This is a genomic window from Halomonas rhizosphaerae (assembly GCF_030012485.1).
GTDB lineage: Bacteria > Pseudomonadota > Gammaproteobacteria > Pseudomonadales > Halomonadaceae > Halomonas > Halomonas rhizosphaerae.
Genome location: NZ_JASCQQ010000026.1, coordinates 136,813 through 152,613, shown reverse-complemented (window position 1 = coordinate 152,613; position 15,801 = coordinate 136,813). Strand labels below are relative to the sequence as shown.

The 15,801-nt window shown below is 68.8% G+C and carries 15 protein-coding genes; 5 read left to right on the top strand and 10 right to left on the bottom strand.

Annotation, left to right across the window (positions count from 1 at the left end; translation table 11 throughout):
• Nucleotides 1-171: 171 nt before the first annotated feature.
• Together QLQ86_RS11140 and QLQ86_RS11135 are read left to right on the top strand one after the other, a co-directional pair.
• The gene (locus QLQ86_RS11140) at nucleotides 172-624 is read left to right on the top strand and encodes a hypothetical protein (RefSeq protein ID WP_282816976.1); all 453 of its coding nucleotides are present in this window, start codon (nucleotides 172-174) and stop codon (nucleotides 622-624) included.
• A gap of 78 nt (nucleotides 625-702) precedes the next feature.
• Complete coding sequence (locus tag QLQ86_RS11135; RefSeq protein WP_282816975.1) at nucleotides 703-1,353, top strand: flavin reductase family protein; 651 nt, start codon at nucleotides 703-705, stop codon at nucleotides 1,351-1,353.
• A gap of 9 nt (nucleotides 1,354-1,362) precedes the next feature.
• Here QLQ86_RS11135 and QLQ86_RS11130 read toward each other — a convergent pair whose 3' ends face one another.
• The 7 genes from QLQ86_RS11130 to dctP all read right to left on the bottom strand — a co-directional run bounded on the left by QLQ86_RS11130 (nucleotide 1,363) and on the right by dctP (nucleotide 8,524).
• Nucleotides 1,363-2,100, bottom strand: a complete 738-nt coding sequence (locus QLQ86_RS11130; RefSeq protein WP_282816974.1) for a haloacid dehalogenase type II — start codon at nucleotides 2,098-2,100, stop codon at nucleotides 1,363-1,365.
• On the bottom strand, nucleotides 2,097-2,696 hold the full coding sequence (locus tag QLQ86_RS11125) for a 2-hydroxychromene-2-carboxylate isomerase (protein ID WP_282816973.1): 600 nt from the start codon (nucleotides 2,694-2,696) through the stop codon (nucleotides 2,097-2,099). Before QLQ86_RS11125 ends, QLQ86_RS11130 begins: the two co-directional genes overlap by 4 nt.
• Nucleotides 2,697-2,705: 9 nt before the next feature.
• Nucleotides 2,706-4,223: a malonate--CoA ligase gene (locus tag QLQ86_RS11120; protein WP_282816972.1), complete on the bottom strand. Its 1,518-nt coding sequence runs from the start codon at nucleotides 4,221-4,223 to the stop codon at nucleotides 2,706-2,708.
• Nucleotides 4,220-5,575, bottom strand: coding sequence for a malonyl-CoA decarboxylase (locus QLQ86_RS11115; RefSeq protein ID WP_282816971.1), 1,356 nt, complete (start codon nucleotides 5,573-5,575; stop codon nucleotides 4,220-4,222). Before QLQ86_RS11115 ends, QLQ86_RS11120 begins: the two co-directional genes overlap by 4 nt.
• Before the next feature lie 16 nt (nucleotides 5,576-5,591).
• Nucleotides 5,592-6,926 carry a TRAP transporter large permease gene (locus QLQ86_RS11110; RefSeq protein WP_282735189.1) on the bottom strand — a complete coding sequence of 445 codons (1,335 nt, stop codon included), beginning with the start codon at nucleotides 6,924-6,926 and terminating at the stop codon, nucleotides 5,592-5,594.
• A 2-nt stretch (nucleotides 6,927-6,928) separates the two neighbouring features.
• Nucleotides 6,929-7,447 (bottom strand): TRAP transporter small permease subunit, encoded by a 519-nt coding sequence (locus tag QLQ86_RS11105; RefSeq protein WP_282816970.1) that lies wholly within the window; start codon nucleotides 7,445-7,447, stop codon nucleotides 6,929-6,931.
• 75 nt (nucleotides 7,448-7,522) lie between these two features.
• The gene (gene dctP, locus QLQ86_RS11100) at nucleotides 7,523-8,524 is read right to left on the bottom strand and encodes a TRAP transporter substrate-binding protein DctP (protein ID WP_282816969.1); all 1,002 of its coding nucleotides are present in this window, start codon (nucleotides 8,522-8,524) and stop codon (nucleotides 7,523-7,525) included.
• Between the two features lie 184 nt (nucleotides 8,525-8,708).
• On the opposite strand from dctP, the gene QLQ86_RS11095 reads away from it, so the two are divergent.
• Nucleotides 8,709-9,380 carry a GntR family transcriptional regulator gene (locus QLQ86_RS11095; protein ID WP_282816968.1) on the top strand — a complete coding sequence of 224 codons (672 nt, stop codon included), beginning with the start codon at nucleotides 8,709-8,711 and terminating at the stop codon, nucleotides 9,378-9,380.
• Between the two features lie 51 nt (nucleotides 9,381-9,431).
• Here the strand turns inward: QLQ86_RS11095 and QLQ86_RS11090 are convergent, their stop codons facing one another.
• Together QLQ86_RS11090 and QLQ86_RS11085 are read right to left on the bottom strand one after the other, a co-directional pair.
• Nucleotides 9,432-9,938: a methylated-DNA--[protein]-cysteine S-methyltransferase gene (locus tag QLQ86_RS11090; RefSeq protein WP_282816967.1), complete on the bottom strand. Its 507-nt coding sequence runs from the start codon at nucleotides 9,936-9,938 to the stop codon at nucleotides 9,432-9,434.
• 93 nt (nucleotides 9,939-10,031) lie between these two features.
• Entirely contained in the window at nucleotides 10,032-10,916 is an 885-nt protein-coding gene (locus QLQ86_RS11085) for a DMT family transporter (RefSeq protein ID WP_282816966.1), read from the bottom strand.
• Nucleotides 10,917-11,038: 122 nt separating this feature from the next.
• Between QLQ86_RS11085 and QLQ86_RS11080 the strand changes: the two genes are divergently transcribed.
• Together QLQ86_RS11080 and QLQ86_RS11075 are read left to right on the top strand one after the other, a co-directional pair.
• Nucleotides 11,039-11,911, top strand: a complete 873-nt coding sequence (locus QLQ86_RS11080) for a LysR substrate-binding domain-containing protein (RefSeq protein WP_282816965.1) — start codon at nucleotides 11,039-11,041, stop codon at nucleotides 11,909-11,911.
• Between the two features lie 105 nt (nucleotides 11,912-12,016).
• Nucleotides 12,017-13,486, top strand: a complete 1,470-nt coding sequence (locus QLQ86_RS11075; RefSeq protein ID WP_282816964.1) for a protein adenylyltransferase SelO — start codon at nucleotides 12,017-12,019, stop codon at nucleotides 13,484-13,486.
• 93 nt (nucleotides 13,487-13,579) lie between these two features.
• Here the strand turns inward: QLQ86_RS11075 and katG are convergent, their stop codons facing one another.
• The gene (gene katG / locus QLQ86_RS11070; protein ID WP_282735197.1) at nucleotides 13,580-15,760 is read right to left on the bottom strand and encodes a catalase/peroxidase HPI; all 2,181 of its coding nucleotides are present in this window, start codon (nucleotides 15,758-15,760) and stop codon (nucleotides 13,580-13,582) included.
• Between the last annotated feature and the right edge of the window lie 41 nt (nucleotides 15,761-15,801).

The window sequence follows — 15,801 nt, the reverse complement described above, 5'->3', positions numbered from 1 at the left end:
CGGTTCCTTCGCTGGGTGCCGGGGCCTCTCATGGTGCCACAGGGCAGGGGTTGCCGCTGCCCCGGAGGCAATGGGGACATGCACCGCGGCTGACGCACCGTGAACTATGCTGGGAAGCAGGCCGCGATATGGCCAAGGTCATACCCAGAAGATCCAGAAAGGAGGCATGTGATGACAGGCTTCACCCCCCTCGCCAAGGGCGCCTGGTGCCCGCTGGCCGTCGTGCTGCTGGTCGCGGCGGCGCCCACCCTGGCCGGTGAGGGCCATGACCTCACCTTCAGCGGCGACGGCACCTTCATCGCGCCGCATGGCGGCCAGGCCATCCGGGTGGCGCTCTACGACGTGACGGCGGGCGAGGTCGTGGCCACCGAGCAGGGCACCGTGGCGGCGGAGGAGCCGCCGGCCTTCTCCTTCACCTTCCCCGGCGCGCTTCAGGAGGGCCGGCTCTACGACGTCCACTACTGGATCGACGCCAACTTCGGCGGCGGCAGCGAAGGGAGCTGCGACCCGGTGAACGTCGACCACCAGTGGCGTGCCGCCCTCACGAACGTCAGCGAGCCGGTCAGCCTCGAGGTGGCCCACGACCCCGCCCAGCAGGCGCCCGTCTGCACCAGCTTCGAGTAGTCGTGTCGGCGTCCCTTGGACAACTGAGGCCCGCGGAGGCGACACTCTCGAGCCCGACCCACGAAGCGAGGCCACACCATGAGCGACTACCTGCTGGAGGAGCACGGGCTGAGCCCGGGCAAGATCTACCGCCTTCTCTCGGGCAGCATCTGCCCGCGCCCCATCGCCTGGGTCTCGACCCGGGACGCGGCGGGCAACACCAACCTGGCACCCTTCTCGTTCTTCAACGTGGTGAGCGTCAACCCGCCGGTGCTGGGCTTCTCGCCGCTGCTCGACGGCGATGCCAATCCCAAGGACACCATCCGCAACCTCGGCGAGGTAGGCGAGTGCGTGGTGCATATCAGCGGCGAGGGGCTGGTGGAGGAGATGAACGCCACCAGCGCGGGGCTCGAGCACGGCGACGACGAGTTCGCCCACGCGGGCCTGGAGAAGGTCACCATGGCGGGTGTCTCGGTGCCGCGGGTGGCCTCGGCGCCGGTGGCCTTCGGCTGCCGCCTGCGCGAGATCATCCGCTTCGGCGACCAGCCGCTGGCCGGCAACCTGGTGCTGGCCGAGGTGGTGTCGATCCATGTCGACGACGCCCTCTGGGACGGGCGCCACGTGGATGCCGAGGCGCTCAGGCCCATCGGCCGCATGGCCGGCAACGACTACGCCCGCTGCAGCGACCTCTTCGAGGTGGAGCGCCCCGCCTCGGGCAGCGCCATGAGCCGCCAGCAGCGCGGCGGCTGAAGGCCGCTCCTAGGGAAGGCCGAGCCGGTCGGCCAGGTCATGGAAGTCGTCGGCCACCAGGTCGACGCAGGGGTCGACGCTGAGGTCGGGCGTGGCATCGGGGCCGTGCTCCAGGGGGCGCCGGACGAAGGCGGTGCGAAAGCCCTCGCGATGGGCGGCCTGGAGGTCGTCCAGGTGGGCGGCGACCATCAGCACCCGCTCGGGGGGCTGGTCGAGCAGGCGGGTCGCCATGCGGTAGACCTCGGGGTCGCGCTTGTAGTGGCCGGCGAGCTCCGCCGAGAGCACGCAGTCCCAGGGCAGGCCGGCGCGCTTCGCCATGTTCACCAGCAGCGACATGTTGCCGTTGGAGAGGGTGGCCAGCACGTAGCGCTCGCGCAGGCGGGCCAGGCCGGCCACGCTGTCCGGCCAGGGATCCAGGCGGTGCCAGACGCGGTTGAAGCGCTCCCGTTCGGCCTCGTCGAGGGCGTCGGCGATGCCGAAGTCGTCCAGCAGGCGGTCGAGGGTCATGCGGTGCAGGTCATCGAGGCGCGTCCAGGGCAGCTCGCCGTGGCGCACCCGGTCCATGGCGGGCGCATAGCCGCCGCGCCAGGCGTCGGCGAAGGCCGCCCAGTCCACCGCCAGGCCCAGGCGAGCGCCCAGCGTCTCGCCCTCGCGGATGACGCTGCTGCGCCAGTCCACCACGGTACCGAAGACATCGAAGGTCAGGGCCCTGACATCGGCCAGGGCGGCAGGCGGTCGCGGGCTCATGTGTTCTCCAGGGCCTCCTCGAGCAGTTCCAGGCGGTCCTGGCCCCAGAAGGGCTCACCGTCGAGGAGGTACCAGGGCGCCCCGAAGCAGCCATCGGCCAGCGCGGCCTGGCAGGCCTCGTCCAGGCGCTGCTGGCCCGCCCCGCTCTCGGCGTCCTCCAGCAGCGCCGCGCCGTCCAGCCCGCAGGCCGCGGCGATCTCCCGCAGGGTCCCGGGGTCGGCGATGTCGCGCTCCTCGGCCCAGCAGGCCCGCATCAGCGCAAGCGACAGCCCGGCGATGTCATGCCCCTGTGCCTTCGCCGTCAGTGCCAGCCGGGCCGCCGGACGGTCGTCGGTGGGAAAGTGTGCCGGTTCCAGGTTGAGGGCAATGCCCAGCCGCTGGGGCCAGCGCCTGAGCTCGGCCATGCGGTAGGCCTGCCGCTCCGGGGCGCGCTTGGCCAGCGGCAGCCCGCCGGTTCGGGGGAAGATCGCCCCGAGGGTGATCGGCACGTAGTCGATCCTGGCCCCATGACGGGCGGCGATCTCGCCGAGGCGCGCGTGGCCCAGGTAGCTCCACGGCGAGACGTGGGTGTAGTAGTAGCGGATCGTGGTCGGCACGGGCGCTCCTCAGCGATAGGTGTCCTGGTACTGCTCGCGAAGCTGGTTCTTCTGCACCTTGCCCATGGTGTTGCGCGGCAGGCTGTCGGCGAAGAAGACCCGCTTGGGCTGCTTGTACTTGGCCAGCTGGCCCTGCAGGTGGTCGAGCACCCGCGCCTCGTCCAGGCTCGCCCCCGGCTCGGGCACCACCACGGCGGTGACCCCCTCGCCCAGGTCGGGATGGGGCAGGCCGATCACCGCGGACTCGTGGACACCCTCGAGCTCGTCGATCACCTGCTCGACCTCCTTGGGATAGACGTTGTAGCCGCCGGTGATCACCAGGTCCTTGTCGCGGCCGACGATGTGCACGTAACCCCGCTCGTCGACCATCGCCAGGTCGCCGGTGACGAAGAAGCCATCCTCGAGGAGCTCCTCGCGGGTCTTCTCGGGCATGCGCCAGTAGCCGACGAAGACGTTGGGCCCGCGGATCTCCAGCATGCCGATCTCGCCCTTCGGTACCGGCTCGTGGGTCTCGCGGTCGGTGATGCGGTACTCCACGCCGGGCAGCGGCATGCCCACGGTGCCGGCGCGGCGCTCGCCGTCGTAGGGGTTGGAGAGGTTCATGTTGGTCTCGGTCATGCCGTAGCGCTCGAGGATGGCATGGCCGGTCTTCTGCTCGAACGCCTGGTGGGTCTCGGCGGTGAGCGGCGCCGAGCCGGAGACGAACAGGCGCATGTTGGCGGTGACCTCCGGCGTCAGGCGCTCATCGGCCACCAGCCGGGTGTAGAAGGTCGGCACGCCCATCAGCACGGTGCCGCGGGGCATCTCCTCGAAGATCACATCGGCGTCGAACTTCGGCAGGAAGAGCATGCTGGAGCCGGCCATCAGGGTGACGTTGCAGGCCACGAAGAGGCCGTGGGTGTGGAAGATCGGCAGGGCATGGATCAGCCGGTCCTCCTCGCTGAAGTGCCAGGCCTCGGCCAGGGTGGCGGCGTTGGAGCCCAGGTTGCGGTGGGTGAGCATGGCGCCCTTGGAGCGCCCGGTGGTGCCCGAGGTGTAGAGGATCGCCGCCAGGTCGTTGTCATCGCGCTCGACGATGGCGTCGCGGGGCGTGGCCGTCTCGGCCGCCTCCATCAGGCTGCCGTCGGCCGCCGTGCCCAGGGTGGCGACCTGCGGGCAGCCGGTATCGGCGGCGATGCTGCGCGCGTCCTCGGCATCCCCTGGCCGGCAGACGAACAGCGCCGGCTCGGCATCGCCGAGGAAGTAGTGGATCTCCTCTCCCGTATAGCCGGTGTTGAGCGGCAGGTAGACCCCGCCCACGCGCAGGGTGGCCAGGTAGAGCAGGATCGCCTCGGGGCTCTTGTCGACCTGCACCGCCACGCGGTCGCCCGGCGTCACGCCCAGTTCGACCAGGGCGCCGGCCAGGCGTGCGGTGGTGGCCAGGGCCTCGGCGTGGCTGTAGCCGTGGCCCTGGCGGGTGGTGATGAAGTCGGCGTCGCCGCGCTCGCGCATGCGCCGCGCGAAGGTGGCGAAGAGGTTGTGATTCATTTTGTATTCTCTCCCTTGGCCAGCTTCCTGGCCTTGCGGACGAGGTCCTTGACCTCGCTCGAACGAGCCACGGTGGCGTTGGCCGTGTAGTTCTCGTGGTTGCGCTCGATGTCCTCGAGCACGTAGAGGTAGTTGACCATCATGCCGGCGGCCTGCCTCAGGCCCTTCTTCGAGACGTCGCCCAGCCAATTGATGCGATGCAGCTCGGCACCGTTGCCGAGGTGGAAGCGGGCCACCGGGTTGAGCGGCTGGCCGCGGGCGTTCTTCTCCTCCACCAGGTAGCGGGCGGCCAGTGGCTTGACCACTGCCTTGAGTCGCTCGGCCCGCTCGGCGTCGCCGTGCCAGTCCGGCGTTTCCAGTTCGGCGAGGGTTTCGCGCAGCGCCAAGGGCAGGCTCTCGTCCTCGCGCCGTTCGGCCAGCCACTGGGCGAAGCCGGGCACCGGCGAGAGGGTGACGAAGTGCTTGAGCTGGGGCAGCTCCTGCTTGAGCTCCTGGACGACCTGCTTGATCAGGAAGTTGCCGAAGGAGATGCCGCGCAGGCCGGTCTGGCAGTTGCTGATGCCGAAGAAGGCGGCGGTGTCGGCGATCTCGGGGTCGTCGATGCCGACATCCTCGCCAGCGAGTATCGGCTGGATGCGTGCTGGCAGGCCCTTGTGCAGGGCCACCTCCACGAAGATCAGCGGGTCGTCGCCGATCGCCGGGTGGAAGAAGGCGAAGCAACGCCGGTCCCGGGCGTCCAGCCGGCGACGCAGGTCGTCCCAGTCGCGGATCTCGTGCACCGCCTCGTAGCGGATGATCTTCTCGAGTATCGAGGCCGGGGTGTTCCAGTCGATGCGCTTGAGCATCAAAAAGCCGCGGTTGAACCAGGAGCCGAAGAGGTGGGCGAAGTCGGCGTCGACGGCCGAGAACTCGGGGTGCTCGCGGAGCAGGCCGAGCAGGTCCTCGCGCATGCGCACCAGCTCGGCGGTGCCGCCGCTGGTCAGGTTGAGGCGGCGGATCAGCTCCTGGCGGCGCGGCTCGCAGGCCTCGAACAGCGCCTCCAGGCTGTCGTTGTCGCGCTGCTCGGCATAGCGCGCGTAGGCCGCGTCGATCTCCGTCGGCTCGGCGGCAAAGTCGCTGGCCAGCCGCTCGAAGAAGCGCAGTCGCTCGGCAGGCTCGAGGCGCTGGTACATGCCCAGGGCACGGCTGGCCAGGGCAATGCTCGAGGCCTCCCCGTCGCTCTCCAGCAGGCGGTGGCAGGCCTCCACCAGGCGGCGGTGGTCCGGCGGCGTTCCGTCTCCCTGGCGGCGGCGCAGCAGGGCGTCGCGCTGGGTGATCGACTGGAACATCTCCTGCAGGAAGGTCATGTTCACGTTCGAGAATCCTCCATCAGCCCATGAGCAGATCGGGCAGCCAGGTGGCCAGTCCCGGGAAGAAGCACAGCAGCAGGATCCCCAGCACCATGCACAGCGCATAGGGCAGGCTGCCCATCAGCACGTCACGCAGCGAGATGTCCGGCGCGATGCTGTTGATGATGAACAGGTTCAGCCCCACAGGTGGCGTGATCAGACCGATCTCCAGGTTGATGGTGAGGATCACCGCGAACCAGTAGGGATCGAAGTTCGCGGCCAGGATGATCGGCAGCAGGATCGGCGCCGTCATCACGATCACCGCCACCGGCGGCAGGAAGAAGCCGGCCACCAGCAGGAAGACGTTGATCACCCCCATCAGCACCCAGCGATTGACCTCGAGGTCGGCGATGGCGCCGGCCACGGTCTGGGTGATGAACAGCGACGACAGGGCATAGGCGAAGACCTCGGCGGCGGCGATGATCAGCATGATCATCACGCTCTCGCGCAGCGCGTCGCGCATGATCAGCGTGAGGGGCCTGACCTGCCACATGCGGTAGATGATGACGGCCAGCGCTATACAGAAGAAGGCGCCGACGCCGGCGGCTTCGGAGGGGGTGGCGACCCCACCATAGAGCGCGAAGAGGATGCCGATCACCACGGCCAGGAAGGGCAGCACCCGCACCAGTGCCTTGAGGTTGGCGTCGACATTCTGGCGCACCGTCTGCTTGATCTTCTCGGTGGCCGTGACCATGGGAGTGCCGTAGCCGCCGGCCAGCTTGCAGGCGATCAGCGTCCAGACCATGAACAGCCCGGCGAGCATGAAGCCGGGCACGATGCCGGCGATGAACAGGCGGCCGATGGAGGTCTCGGTGGCGATACCATAGATGATCATGGTCACCGAGGGCGGGATCAGGATGCCCAGGGTGCCCCCGGCGGCGATGCAGCCCGCGGCCACGCCATCGGGATAGCCCCGGCTGCGCATCTCGGGAATGCCCATCTTGCCGATGGCCGCGCAGGTGGCGGGTGACGAACCGGAGAGGGCGGCGAAGATCGAGCAGGCGCCGATATTGGAGATCGCCAGGCCACCGGGCAGCCTGCCGAGCCAGAGATCCAGCGAGCGGTAGAGGTCGCGTCCGGTGGGCGATGAGGCCACCGCGGCGCCCATCAGGATGAACATGGGGATTGCGACGAAACCAAATTCCGCGATGCGGTCGAAGAAGGTTTCCCCGAAATAGGTCAGCTCTGCCATGCCGCGGTCGGCGACCAGGGCGATCAAGGAGATGGCGCCCAGCGCGAAGGCGATGGGCGTGCCGATGGCCATCAGCACGACCAGGCCGATGGCGACGAGAATGCCGGCGGTAACGGGATCCATGTTCAGCCCTCCCCACGCAGTATTTCAGCGACGTACTGAAGCGTCAGCAGGGTGATGCCGATGGCCATGGGCAGCAGGGCCGGCCACAGGGGCGGGTTCCAGACGGAGCCGGTGGTCCAGCTGCCGTGCCAGGCCTCGGCGACGTAGATCCAGGAGGCGTAGGCCAGGGCGGCACAGAAGCCGAGGCCAACCAGGGCCGCGATGAGCTTCATCAGCTTGCCGATCACGCCACCGATCGCGTCCGGCAGCAGGGTAATGGCCACGTGGCCGCCGGTCATCAGCACATAGGGGCTGCCCATCAGCATGGCGGCGGTCACGGAAAAGACCGTGAACTCGGTCTGCCAACTGGTGCTCTGGCCGAGGATGTAGCGCACGAACACCATCTGGCAGACCACCACCACGCCGGCGATGAAGAAGGCGGCGGCGAGAAAGGCGGTGGCGCCAGAGAGCCTGTCCATCAGGCGTATATAGCCGCCGACGAGCCCGCCGGGCGTCGTGGCGTCAGTGCGGGAGTGTTCCATGAGGCCCTCCGATATGGCGGATGGCCGCCCTCGCAGGGGCGGCCGGTCGGGTCCGAGTGGATCGCAGCGTTGGCGTCATTCCACCGCGAGGGCGGCGTCGATCAGGGCCTGGCCGTTCTCGACATTATCGGCGAAGTTCTTGTAGGAACTCTGCTTGGCGATCTCCAGCCAGGCGTTGTAGTCCTCCTCGCTCATGCTGACCACCTCGACGCCGTTCTCCTCGAACACGTCGACCATCTGCTGGTCGATGGCGGCGGCCTCGGCGGCGAAGAACTCCTCGGCCTCGTCGGCGGCGGCCGTCAGCGCCTCCTGCTGCGCCTCGTCGAGCTCCTGCCAGACCTGCTCGGAGATCAGGATCGGCTCGTACATGAACCACAGGGCGTGCTCGCCGGGCTCGGTGAGGCACTCCACCTGCTCGTAGAGGCGGTAGGAGACGAACGACATGGAGGAGGTGTTGGCGGCGTCCAGCACCCCGGTCTGCATGGCGGTGTAGATCTCCGAGGAAGGCATGGAGGCGATCGAGGCCCCGGCGGCCTCCAGCATCTCCTCGAAGGCGGGGCCGGCGGCGCGGAAGTTCTGTCCTTCCACGGTCTCCGGCGAGGTGATGCAGTTCTGGCTGGAGGCAAAGGCCCCGGAGAGCCAGGCATCGGCCAGTACCCGGGCGCCGCCTTCCTGGATGACCTCCTTGATCATCTCCATGTATTCGGAGTCGTTGAGGCGCTGGGCGTGTTCGTGGTTGCGTACCAGGCCGGGCATCAGGGTGGCGGAGAACTCGGGATGGCGGCCGCTGGCGTAGTCCAGCGGCAACGCGGTGATGTCCAGGCGTCCGCGAACCAGTGCGCCCCACTGCTCGTCGGCCTTGAACAGCGACTGACCGGGATAGACCTGGATCTCCAGACCGACATCGGCCTCGGCGACCTTGTCGGCCATCATCTGCACCATCTCGTCGCGCACGTCCCCTTGTCCGCCGGGGAACTGGTGGGAGGCGCGCAGCACGGTCTGGGCGGAAGCGACGGAGCTTGCGGCGAGGGCGGCCAGGGCCAGGCCCGCCACGACGGGGGTGAGTGAGGGTTTCATGGCATCTCCAGAGACGTTGTTGTTGTGGATATGAGTTGTTGTGAAATGAAATGTCCATCAGCATCGCTGATGTATACATCAATAGACCCCTGGCTATACTAGTGTCAATTTGGTCGGGCTAGACAAAGGTGGAAGCCCTGCCGTATTCCGCGTCAAACCGGCGCAGGGAAGGAGGGGAAAGCGCATGAAACGGTCCAATGCCCAGCGGCTCCGCGATGCCCTGGAGGACGACATCATCAATGGCCGTCGGGCGCCTGGTGAACGCCTCGACCCCGAGGCCCTGTGTCGCGATTTCGAGGTGTCGCGCACCCCGGTGCGCGAGGCCATCCAGCAGCTGGTGGCCAGCGGCCTGGTCACGGTGACGCCGAAGAAGGGCACCTTCGTGGCGAGGGTGGGCCTCGACCAGCTGATCGAGATGTTCGAGGTGATGGCGGAGCTGGAGGGCATGTGCGGACGGCTTGCCGCACGGCGCATCACCGAGGAGGAGGTCGACGCCCTGCGCGAGGCCTTGATGCGCTGCGAGGCCGCGGCGAAGGCCGGCGACACCGACGAGTACTACTACGAGAACGAGGGCTTCCACCACGCCATCTACGCGGCCAGCCACAACGGTTTCCTGGCCGAGGAGGCGCGCCAGCTCAAGCAGCGCCTCAAGCCCTATCGCCGCCTGCAGCTGCAGGTCCGCAAGCGCATGGGCCGCTCCCTGGACGAGCACCGGGAGATCCTCGCGGCCATCGAGCATGGCGATGCCGAGCGGGCGGAAGGCCTGCTGCGAGCGCACGTGGTGATCCAGGGCGAGCGTTTCAGCGACTTCGTCTCCAGCGTGCGCCGCTTCGGGGCCCGACTCGACGCCGTCTGACGGCGTCGGTCGACCCGAGGAGCCTGTCCCGGGCGGACGCTTCGCCGCCCGTCAGAACAGCCCCAGCGGTATCTCCCCCGCCTCGTGGGCGAGCAGCCACTGCTTGCGCCCCAGGCCGCCGGCATAGCCGGTCAGGCGTCCGTCGCTGCCGATCACCCGGTGGCAGGGCACCACGATGGCGAGGGGATTCCTGGCATTGGCGGCACCCACCGCGCGCTGGCCGCCCTTGCAACGCAGCTGTTCGGCGATCTCGGCGTAGTTGCGTGTCTCGCCGAAGGGGATGGTGGCGAGTGCCGCCCAGACCCGCTGCTGGAAGTCGGTGCCCGTCGGCGAGAGCGGCAGGTCGAAGTCGCGGCGGGCCCCGGCGAAGTAGTCGTCCAGCTGCTCGCGGGCGTGCTCGGTCAGCGCGTTCGGCCGTGCGGGGGCGTCTGCCTCCTCGACGAACTCGATTCCGGTAATGCCGGTGGCGCTGGCGTGAATGCGCACGAGGCCCAGGGCGTCGCTGCCGGGCGGGCGATAGTAGTCCAGATAGTGATCGGGGGGGATGTCGCGGCTCATCGTCTGGCCTCCAGGGTAGCGGGCGGGTGCCCTGCCACGGGCAGGGCGCCCGGAGCGGCTCTACCCCTGAGTGTATCGCAACGTGCCCCGCTGTCAGCGGGAGGCGGTCATGCTGCCGGCGAGCACCAGCACCGCCGCCACCGGCAGCCGCCAGTCCGGCGCGGTGACCCCGGCCAGCACCAGGAACAGCGTGGCGAGCACCGGCACGGCGTGGGCCAGGTTACCCAGCCGCGCCGCCTGCGGGTCGCCCAGGGCGCGGTCCCAGGCGAGCATGGCGATGCCGTAGGGGCCCAGGCCCAGGGCCGCGGTGGCCAGCAGTGCCTGGGGCGAGGGCAGCTCGCTGACCCCCTCCAGCAGCAGGCTGGCGACGCCGGTCATGACGCTGGCGGTGAGCAGCAGGTGCGGCATGCGCTCGCCGAGGCGCCAGCCCGGGACCTGGCAGGCCAGGGAGTAGAGCGCCCAGCACAGCGCCGCCACCAGCGCCAGCAGGTAGCCGCTCCAGGCGCCGGAGAGCCCGCCCGTCAGGGCCTGGGGCGCGACCAGCAGGGCGGCGCCCGAGAACGCCAGCAGGGCCCCGCCGAGGGTGGCCAGGGTCAGGCGCCCCTGCACGAGCCAGCGACTCGCCAGCAGGAAGAGCACCGGCCAGGTGTAGGTGATCAGCGCGGCCTCGGCGGGGGGGGCCAGGGAGAAGCTGGCGAAGCAGGCGCCCACCGCCCCGGCCACCAGCAGCGCCACCCCGACATGGACCAGCACGCCATGGCCTTTCGAGAGCGTCGCGCCGCGGCGCTGGCGGCCGTGTGCCATGGGCAGTGTGCCCAGCGCCCCGGCCAGCAGCGCCAGGGCCGAGAGGCGCAGCGGCGGCAGTTCCCCGGCGGCGCTCACCAGCAGCGGTACCAGTGCCCAGAGCACCACCGCCAGCGCTGCGGCGCACCCGCCGAGCCAGGGGGAGCGAATGAGCCGAGAGGTATGGAGCTGCATGGTCGTGGCCTCCGATAGCGTGTGGACAAGTCCGGGTGGATGGTGCCGCCATGCTATCCATGCCATATTCATCACGATAACGATCATTCTTGATCCAATTCATCAAGACTGGTGATGTATCGATGCGAGCCCCGACCCTCGACCTCAGCCTGCTGCGTACCCTGGTGGCCGTCGCCGACACGGGCAGCGTCACCGCTGCCGCGCGGCGCCTGGCCTATACCCAGTCCACCGTCAGCATGCAGCTGCAGCGGCTGGAGAGCGCGCTGGGCGTCTCCCTGCACGAGCGGGAAGGTCGACGCCTGCGCTTCACCGCCGAGGGGGATCGCCTGCTGGGCCATGCCCGCCGGATGCTGGCGCTCAATGACGAGGCGCTGGCCGACATGCGGACGCGGCGCGTCACCGGCGAGCTGAACCTGGGGATTCCCGAGGACTACGCCAGCCTGCTGACCTCGGTGTTCTCCTGGTTCCACCAGCTCTATCCCGAGGTGCGCCTGCAGGTGACCTGCGGCACCAGCGCCGACCTGGTCGAACGAGTTCGCGCCGACGAGCTGGACCTGGCGCTGGTCACCCGCCAGCGAAATTCGCCCGGCGGCGAGATGATCCGACGCGAGCCGCTGGCCTGGGCGGTCGGGCTGCAGCACCAGCCCGCGTTGTCCGACCCGCTGCCCCTGGGGCTCTACTCGCCCGGGGCCGATCTCTTCCGCGAGGTGGCCGAGGACGCCCTGGCCGCCGCCGGCCGCGACTGGCGGGTGGCCTACACCAGCCAGTCCATGGTCGGCCTCGGGCCGGTGGTGCAGGCGGGGCTGGCCATCGTGGTGGTGACCCGCAGCATGCTGACGCCGCAGCTGCGCGCCCTGGACGAGTCGAGCGGCCTGCCGCCGCTGCCCGCCGTGGAACTGGCCCTGCACCGTGCCGCACGGCGGCCCACCGAGCCGGCCCGACGCCTGGCCGAGCTGATCCGCGAGCAGCTCTCGCCGGTGTCAAACGCGGACTGAGCGCTCCGGCCGGCCATGGGCACGATGGGTCGAAAGCGGTAATCCCGAGCGTTATACTCAGGTATTCATCCTCAGGCCGAGTCTCGGCCGTCGATCGGAGTCGCCATGTTTCCCGAGTTCACCCTTCGCTACGCCCGCCTGCCGGATCGGTTCTTCCTGCGCTTCGATCCCGTGCCGGTGACGGCCCCGCGGCTGGTGGCCTTCAACCGGCCGCTGGCCGAGCAGCTGGGCTTCGACCTGGCCGCTTTCGAGGAGCACCAGGCCGCCGAATGGTTCGCCGGCAATGCCGTGCCGGAAGGCGCCGAGCCGCTGGCCCAGGCCTATGCCGGCCACCAGTTCGGCCACTTCAACCCCCGGCTGGGCGACGGTCGGGCGGTGCTGCTCGGCGAGGTGACCGACCGCGAGGGGCGGCTGCGCGATATCCAGCTCAAGGGGGCCGGCATGACGCCCTTCTCGCGGGGGGCCGACGGTCGTGCCCCCCTGGGCCCGGTGCTGCGCGAGTACCTGGTCAGCGAGGCGATGCATGTGCTGGGCGTGCCCACCACCCGGGCCCTGGCCGCCGTGACCACCGGCGAGCGCGTGTTCCGGCGCGTGCCGGAACCCGGCGCCGTGCTGACCCGCGTTGCCGCCAGCCACCTTCGCGTGGGCACCTTCCAGTACTTCGCCGCCCGCGATGACCTGGAGGCCGTACGCACCCTGGCCGACCTGGCCATCGAGCGCCATTACCCGGCACTCGCGGAACGGGAAGAGAGCGAGCGCTACCTGGCGCTGGTGGAGGCGGTACAGGCCCGCCAGGCGTCGCTGGTGGCCAGGTGGATGGGGCTGGGCTTCATCCACGGGGTGATGAACACCGACAACTGCAGCATCGCCGGCGAGACCATCGACTATGGCCCCTGTGCCTTCATGGAGGCCTACGACCCGGCCATGGTGTTCAGCTCCATCGACGAGGGCGGCCGCTATGCCTATCGCAATCAGCCGTGGATCGCCCAGTGGAACCTGGCGCGCCTTGCCGAGACGCTGATTCCGCTGATCGATGACGACCAGGAGCGCGCGGTGGAGCGTGCCACCGCAGTGATCAAGGCCTTCGAGGGGCAATACGAGGCCGAGTGGCTGGCGGTGATGCGCGAGAAGCTGGGGCTGGTGAAGGAAGAGGAGGGCGACCGTGCGCTGGTTGAGGCCCTTCTCGAGGCCATGCAGACCGGTCGTGCCGACTTCACCCTGGCCTTCCGCCGCCTTGGCGAGGCGGTCGAGGAGGATGATCCCGCCCTGCTCGAGCTGTTCGAGGTCCGGAAAGGCATCGAGGCCTGGCTGCCGCGCTGGCGCGAGCGGCTGGCCCGGGAGGACGTCGGCATGGCGGAGGTCGCCGGGCGGATTCGCGCGGTCAATCCGCTCTATATCCCCCGCAACCACCGGGTGGAGGAGGCCCTGGCCGCCGCCGCCGAGGGCGACTTCGCGCCCTTCGAGACCCTGCGCGAGGTACTGGCCGACCCCTTCACCGAGCAGCCCGGCCGCGAGGACTACACTCGGCCGGCCCCGCCCAGCGAGGCCGTCTTCCGTACCTTCTGCGGGACCTGAGTGCCGCCACTCGCCAGACAGACAGAAAGACGCCCGGGTGCTTACCCGGGCGCCTCTGTATAAGCCAGGCTGCTTGCCCGGCTTGGAGCACTGTCACGCCTGGAGCTTCTCCAGGTCGAAGCGGTCGGCGTTCATCACCTTGGTCCAGGCCTTGACGAAGTCCCTGACGAACTTCTCCTGGTTGTCGTCCTGGGCGTAGACCTCGGCGTAGGAGCGCAGGATGGAGTTGGAGCCGAACACCAGGTCGATGCGGCTGGCGGTCCACTTCACCTGGTCGCTCTTGCGGTCGCGAATCTCGTAGAGATTGTTGCCCGCCGGCTTCCAGGTGTTGCCCATGTCGGTCAGGTTGACGAAGAAGTCGTTGGTCAGCTGACCCTCACGGTCGGTGAACACGCCGTGCTTGCTGCCGCCGTGGTTGGTGCCGAGCATGCGCATGCCGCCGACCAGCACGGTCATCTCCGGGGCGGTCAGCCCCATCAGCTGGGCGCGGTCGAGCAGCATCTCCTCCGGCTTGACCACGTAGTCCTTCTTCTGCCAGTTGCGGAAGCCATCCGCCAGCGGCTCCAGGTACTCGAACGAGGGGGCGTCCGTCATCTCGTCGCTGGCGTCGCCGCGACCGGGCGCGAAGGGCACCAGGATATCGTGGCCGGCGGCCTTCGCCGCCTGCTCGATGCCCACGCTTCCCCCGAGCACGATCACGTCGGCCACGCTGGCGCCGCTGTCGGCGGCGATCTTCTCGTAGACCTTGAGCACCCTGGCCAGGCGATCCGGCTCGTTGCCTTCCCAGTCCTTCTGCGGGGCCAGGCGAATGCGTGCGCCGTTGGCGCCGCCGCGCATGTCGGAGCCGCGGAAGGTACGGGCGCTGTCCCAGGCGGTGCTGACCATCTCGCCGATGGACAGACCGCTCCCGGCGATCTGCTTCTTGACCGTCTCGACGGAGTAGTTGGTGTTACCGGCCGGCACCGGATCCTGCCAGATCAGGTCCTCGTCCGGCACTTCCGGGCCGATGTAGCGCGACTTCGGCCCCATGTCGCGGTGGGTCAGCTTGAACCAGGCACGGGCGAAGCAGTCCTTGAAGTATTCCGGATCCTTCATGAACTTCTCGCAGATGGCCCGGTAGGTCGGGTCCATCTTCATCGCCATGTCCGCATCGGTCATCATCGGGTTGTGGCGAGTGGACATGTCGGTGGCGTCGACCGGCTTGTCCTCCTCCCTGATGTCGACGGGCTCCCACTGGTTGGCGCCGGCAGGGCTCTTCTTGAGCTCCCACTCATGGCCGAACAGCATGTCGAAGTAGCCCATGTCGAACTCGAGGGGATTCTTGGTCCAGGCCCCTTCCAGGCCGGAGGTGACGGCGTTGGCGGCCTTGCCCTGCAGGTTGGGGTTGAGCCAGCCGAAGCCCTGGGCCTCGACGTCGGCGGCCTCCGGCTCCGGCCCAAGGGCCTCGGCATCGCCGTTGCCGTGGGTCTTGCCGACCGTATGGCCCCCGGCGGTCAGCGCCGCGGTTTCCTCGTCGTCCATCGCCATGCGGGCGAAGGTCTCGCGGACTTGCTCGGCGCTCTTGAGCGGGTCCGGGTTGCCGTTGACTCCCTCGGGGTTGACGTAGATCAGGCCCATCTGCACCGCGGCCAGCGGGTTCTCCATGGTGTCGGGCTTCTCGACGTTGCCGTAGCGCTCGTCGGACGGTGCCAGCCACTCCTTCTCGGCTCCCCAGTAGATGTCCTTCTCGGGATGCCAGATGTCCTCGCGACCGAAGGAAAAGCCGAAGGTCTTGAAGCCCATGGACTCGTAGGCGACGTTGCCGGCCAGGATGAAGAGGTCGGCCCAGCTGACCTTGTTGCCGTACTTCTTCTTGATCGGCCACAGCAGGCGCCGCGCCTTGTCGAGGTTGCCGTTGTCCGGCCAGCTGTTGATGGGAGCGAAACGCTGGTTGCCGGTGCCGCCGCCGCCACGGCCGTCGGCGATGCGGTAGGTGCCGGCCGCATGCCAGGCCATGCGGATCATCAGGCCGCCGTAGTGGCCCCAGTCGGCCGGCCACCACTCCTGGCTCTCGGTCATCAGGGCGTGCATGTCCTTCTTGAGCGCATCGAAGTCGAGCTTCTTGACCTCCTCGCGATAGTCGAAGTCCTCGCCCATCGGGTCGGTCTTGCGATCGTGCTGATGAAGGATGTCCAGGTTCAGGGACTCCGGCCACCAGTCGGTGTTGGAATGACCGCTGGCGGTCTGGCCTCCGTGCATCACCGGACACTTGCCGGCGTTCTGCTGATCACCCATATCGCTCTCCAATCTGGCTGCGTTGATTGAACTGCTACCTG

Bases quoted from the DNA above. Each gene is read 5' to 3' on its own strand.
- QLQ86_RS11140 (WP_282816976.1), top strand. From the start codon at position 172: ATGACAGGCTTCACCCCCCTCGCCAAGGGCGCCTGGTGCCCGCTGGCC.
- QLQ86_RS11135 (WP_282816975.1), top strand. From the start codon at position 703: ATGAGCGACTACCTGCTGGAGGAGCACGGGCTGAGCCCGGGCAAGATC.
- QLQ86_RS11130 (WP_282816974.1), bottom strand. From the start codon at position 2,100: ATGAGCCCGCGACCGCCTGCCGCCCTGGCCGATGTCAGGGCCCTGACC.
- QLQ86_RS11120 (WP_282816972.1), bottom strand. From the start codon at position 4,223: ATGAATCACAACCTCTTCGCCACCTTCGCGCGGCGCATGCGCGAGCGC.
- QLQ86_RS11110 (WP_282735189.1), bottom strand. From the start codon at position 6,926: ATGGATCCCGTTACCGCCGGCATTCTCGTCGCCATCGGCCTGGTCGTG.
- QLQ86_RS11105 (WP_282816970.1), bottom strand. From the start codon at position 7,447: ATGGAACACTCCCGCACTGACGCCACGACGCCCGGCGGGCTCGTCGGC.
- dctP (WP_282816969.1), bottom strand. From the start codon at position 8,524: ATGAAACCCTCACTCACCCCCGTCGTGGCGGGCCTGGCCCTGGCCGCC.
- QLQ86_RS11095 (WP_282816968.1), top strand. From the start codon at position 8,709: ATGAAACGGTCCAATGCCCAGCGGCTCCGCGATGCCCTGGAGGACGAC.
- QLQ86_RS11090 (WP_282816967.1), bottom strand. From the start codon at position 9,938: ATGAGCCGCGACATCCCCCCCGATCACTATCTGGACTACTATCGCCCG.
- QLQ86_RS11085 (WP_282816966.1), bottom strand. From the start codon at position 10,916: ATGCAGCTCCATACCTCTCGGCTCATTCGCTCCCCCTGGCTCGGCGGG.
- QLQ86_RS11080 (WP_282816965.1), top strand. From the start codon at position 11,039: ATGCGAGCCCCGACCCTCGACCTCAGCCTGCTGCGTACCCTGGTGGCC.
- QLQ86_RS11075 (WP_282816964.1), top strand. From the start codon at position 12,017: ATGTTTCCCGAGTTCACCCTTCGCTACGCCCGCCTGCCGGATCGGTTC.
- katG (WP_282735197.1), bottom strand. From the start codon at position 15,760: ATGGGTGATCAGCAGAACGCCGGCAAGTGTCCGGTGATGCACGGAGGC.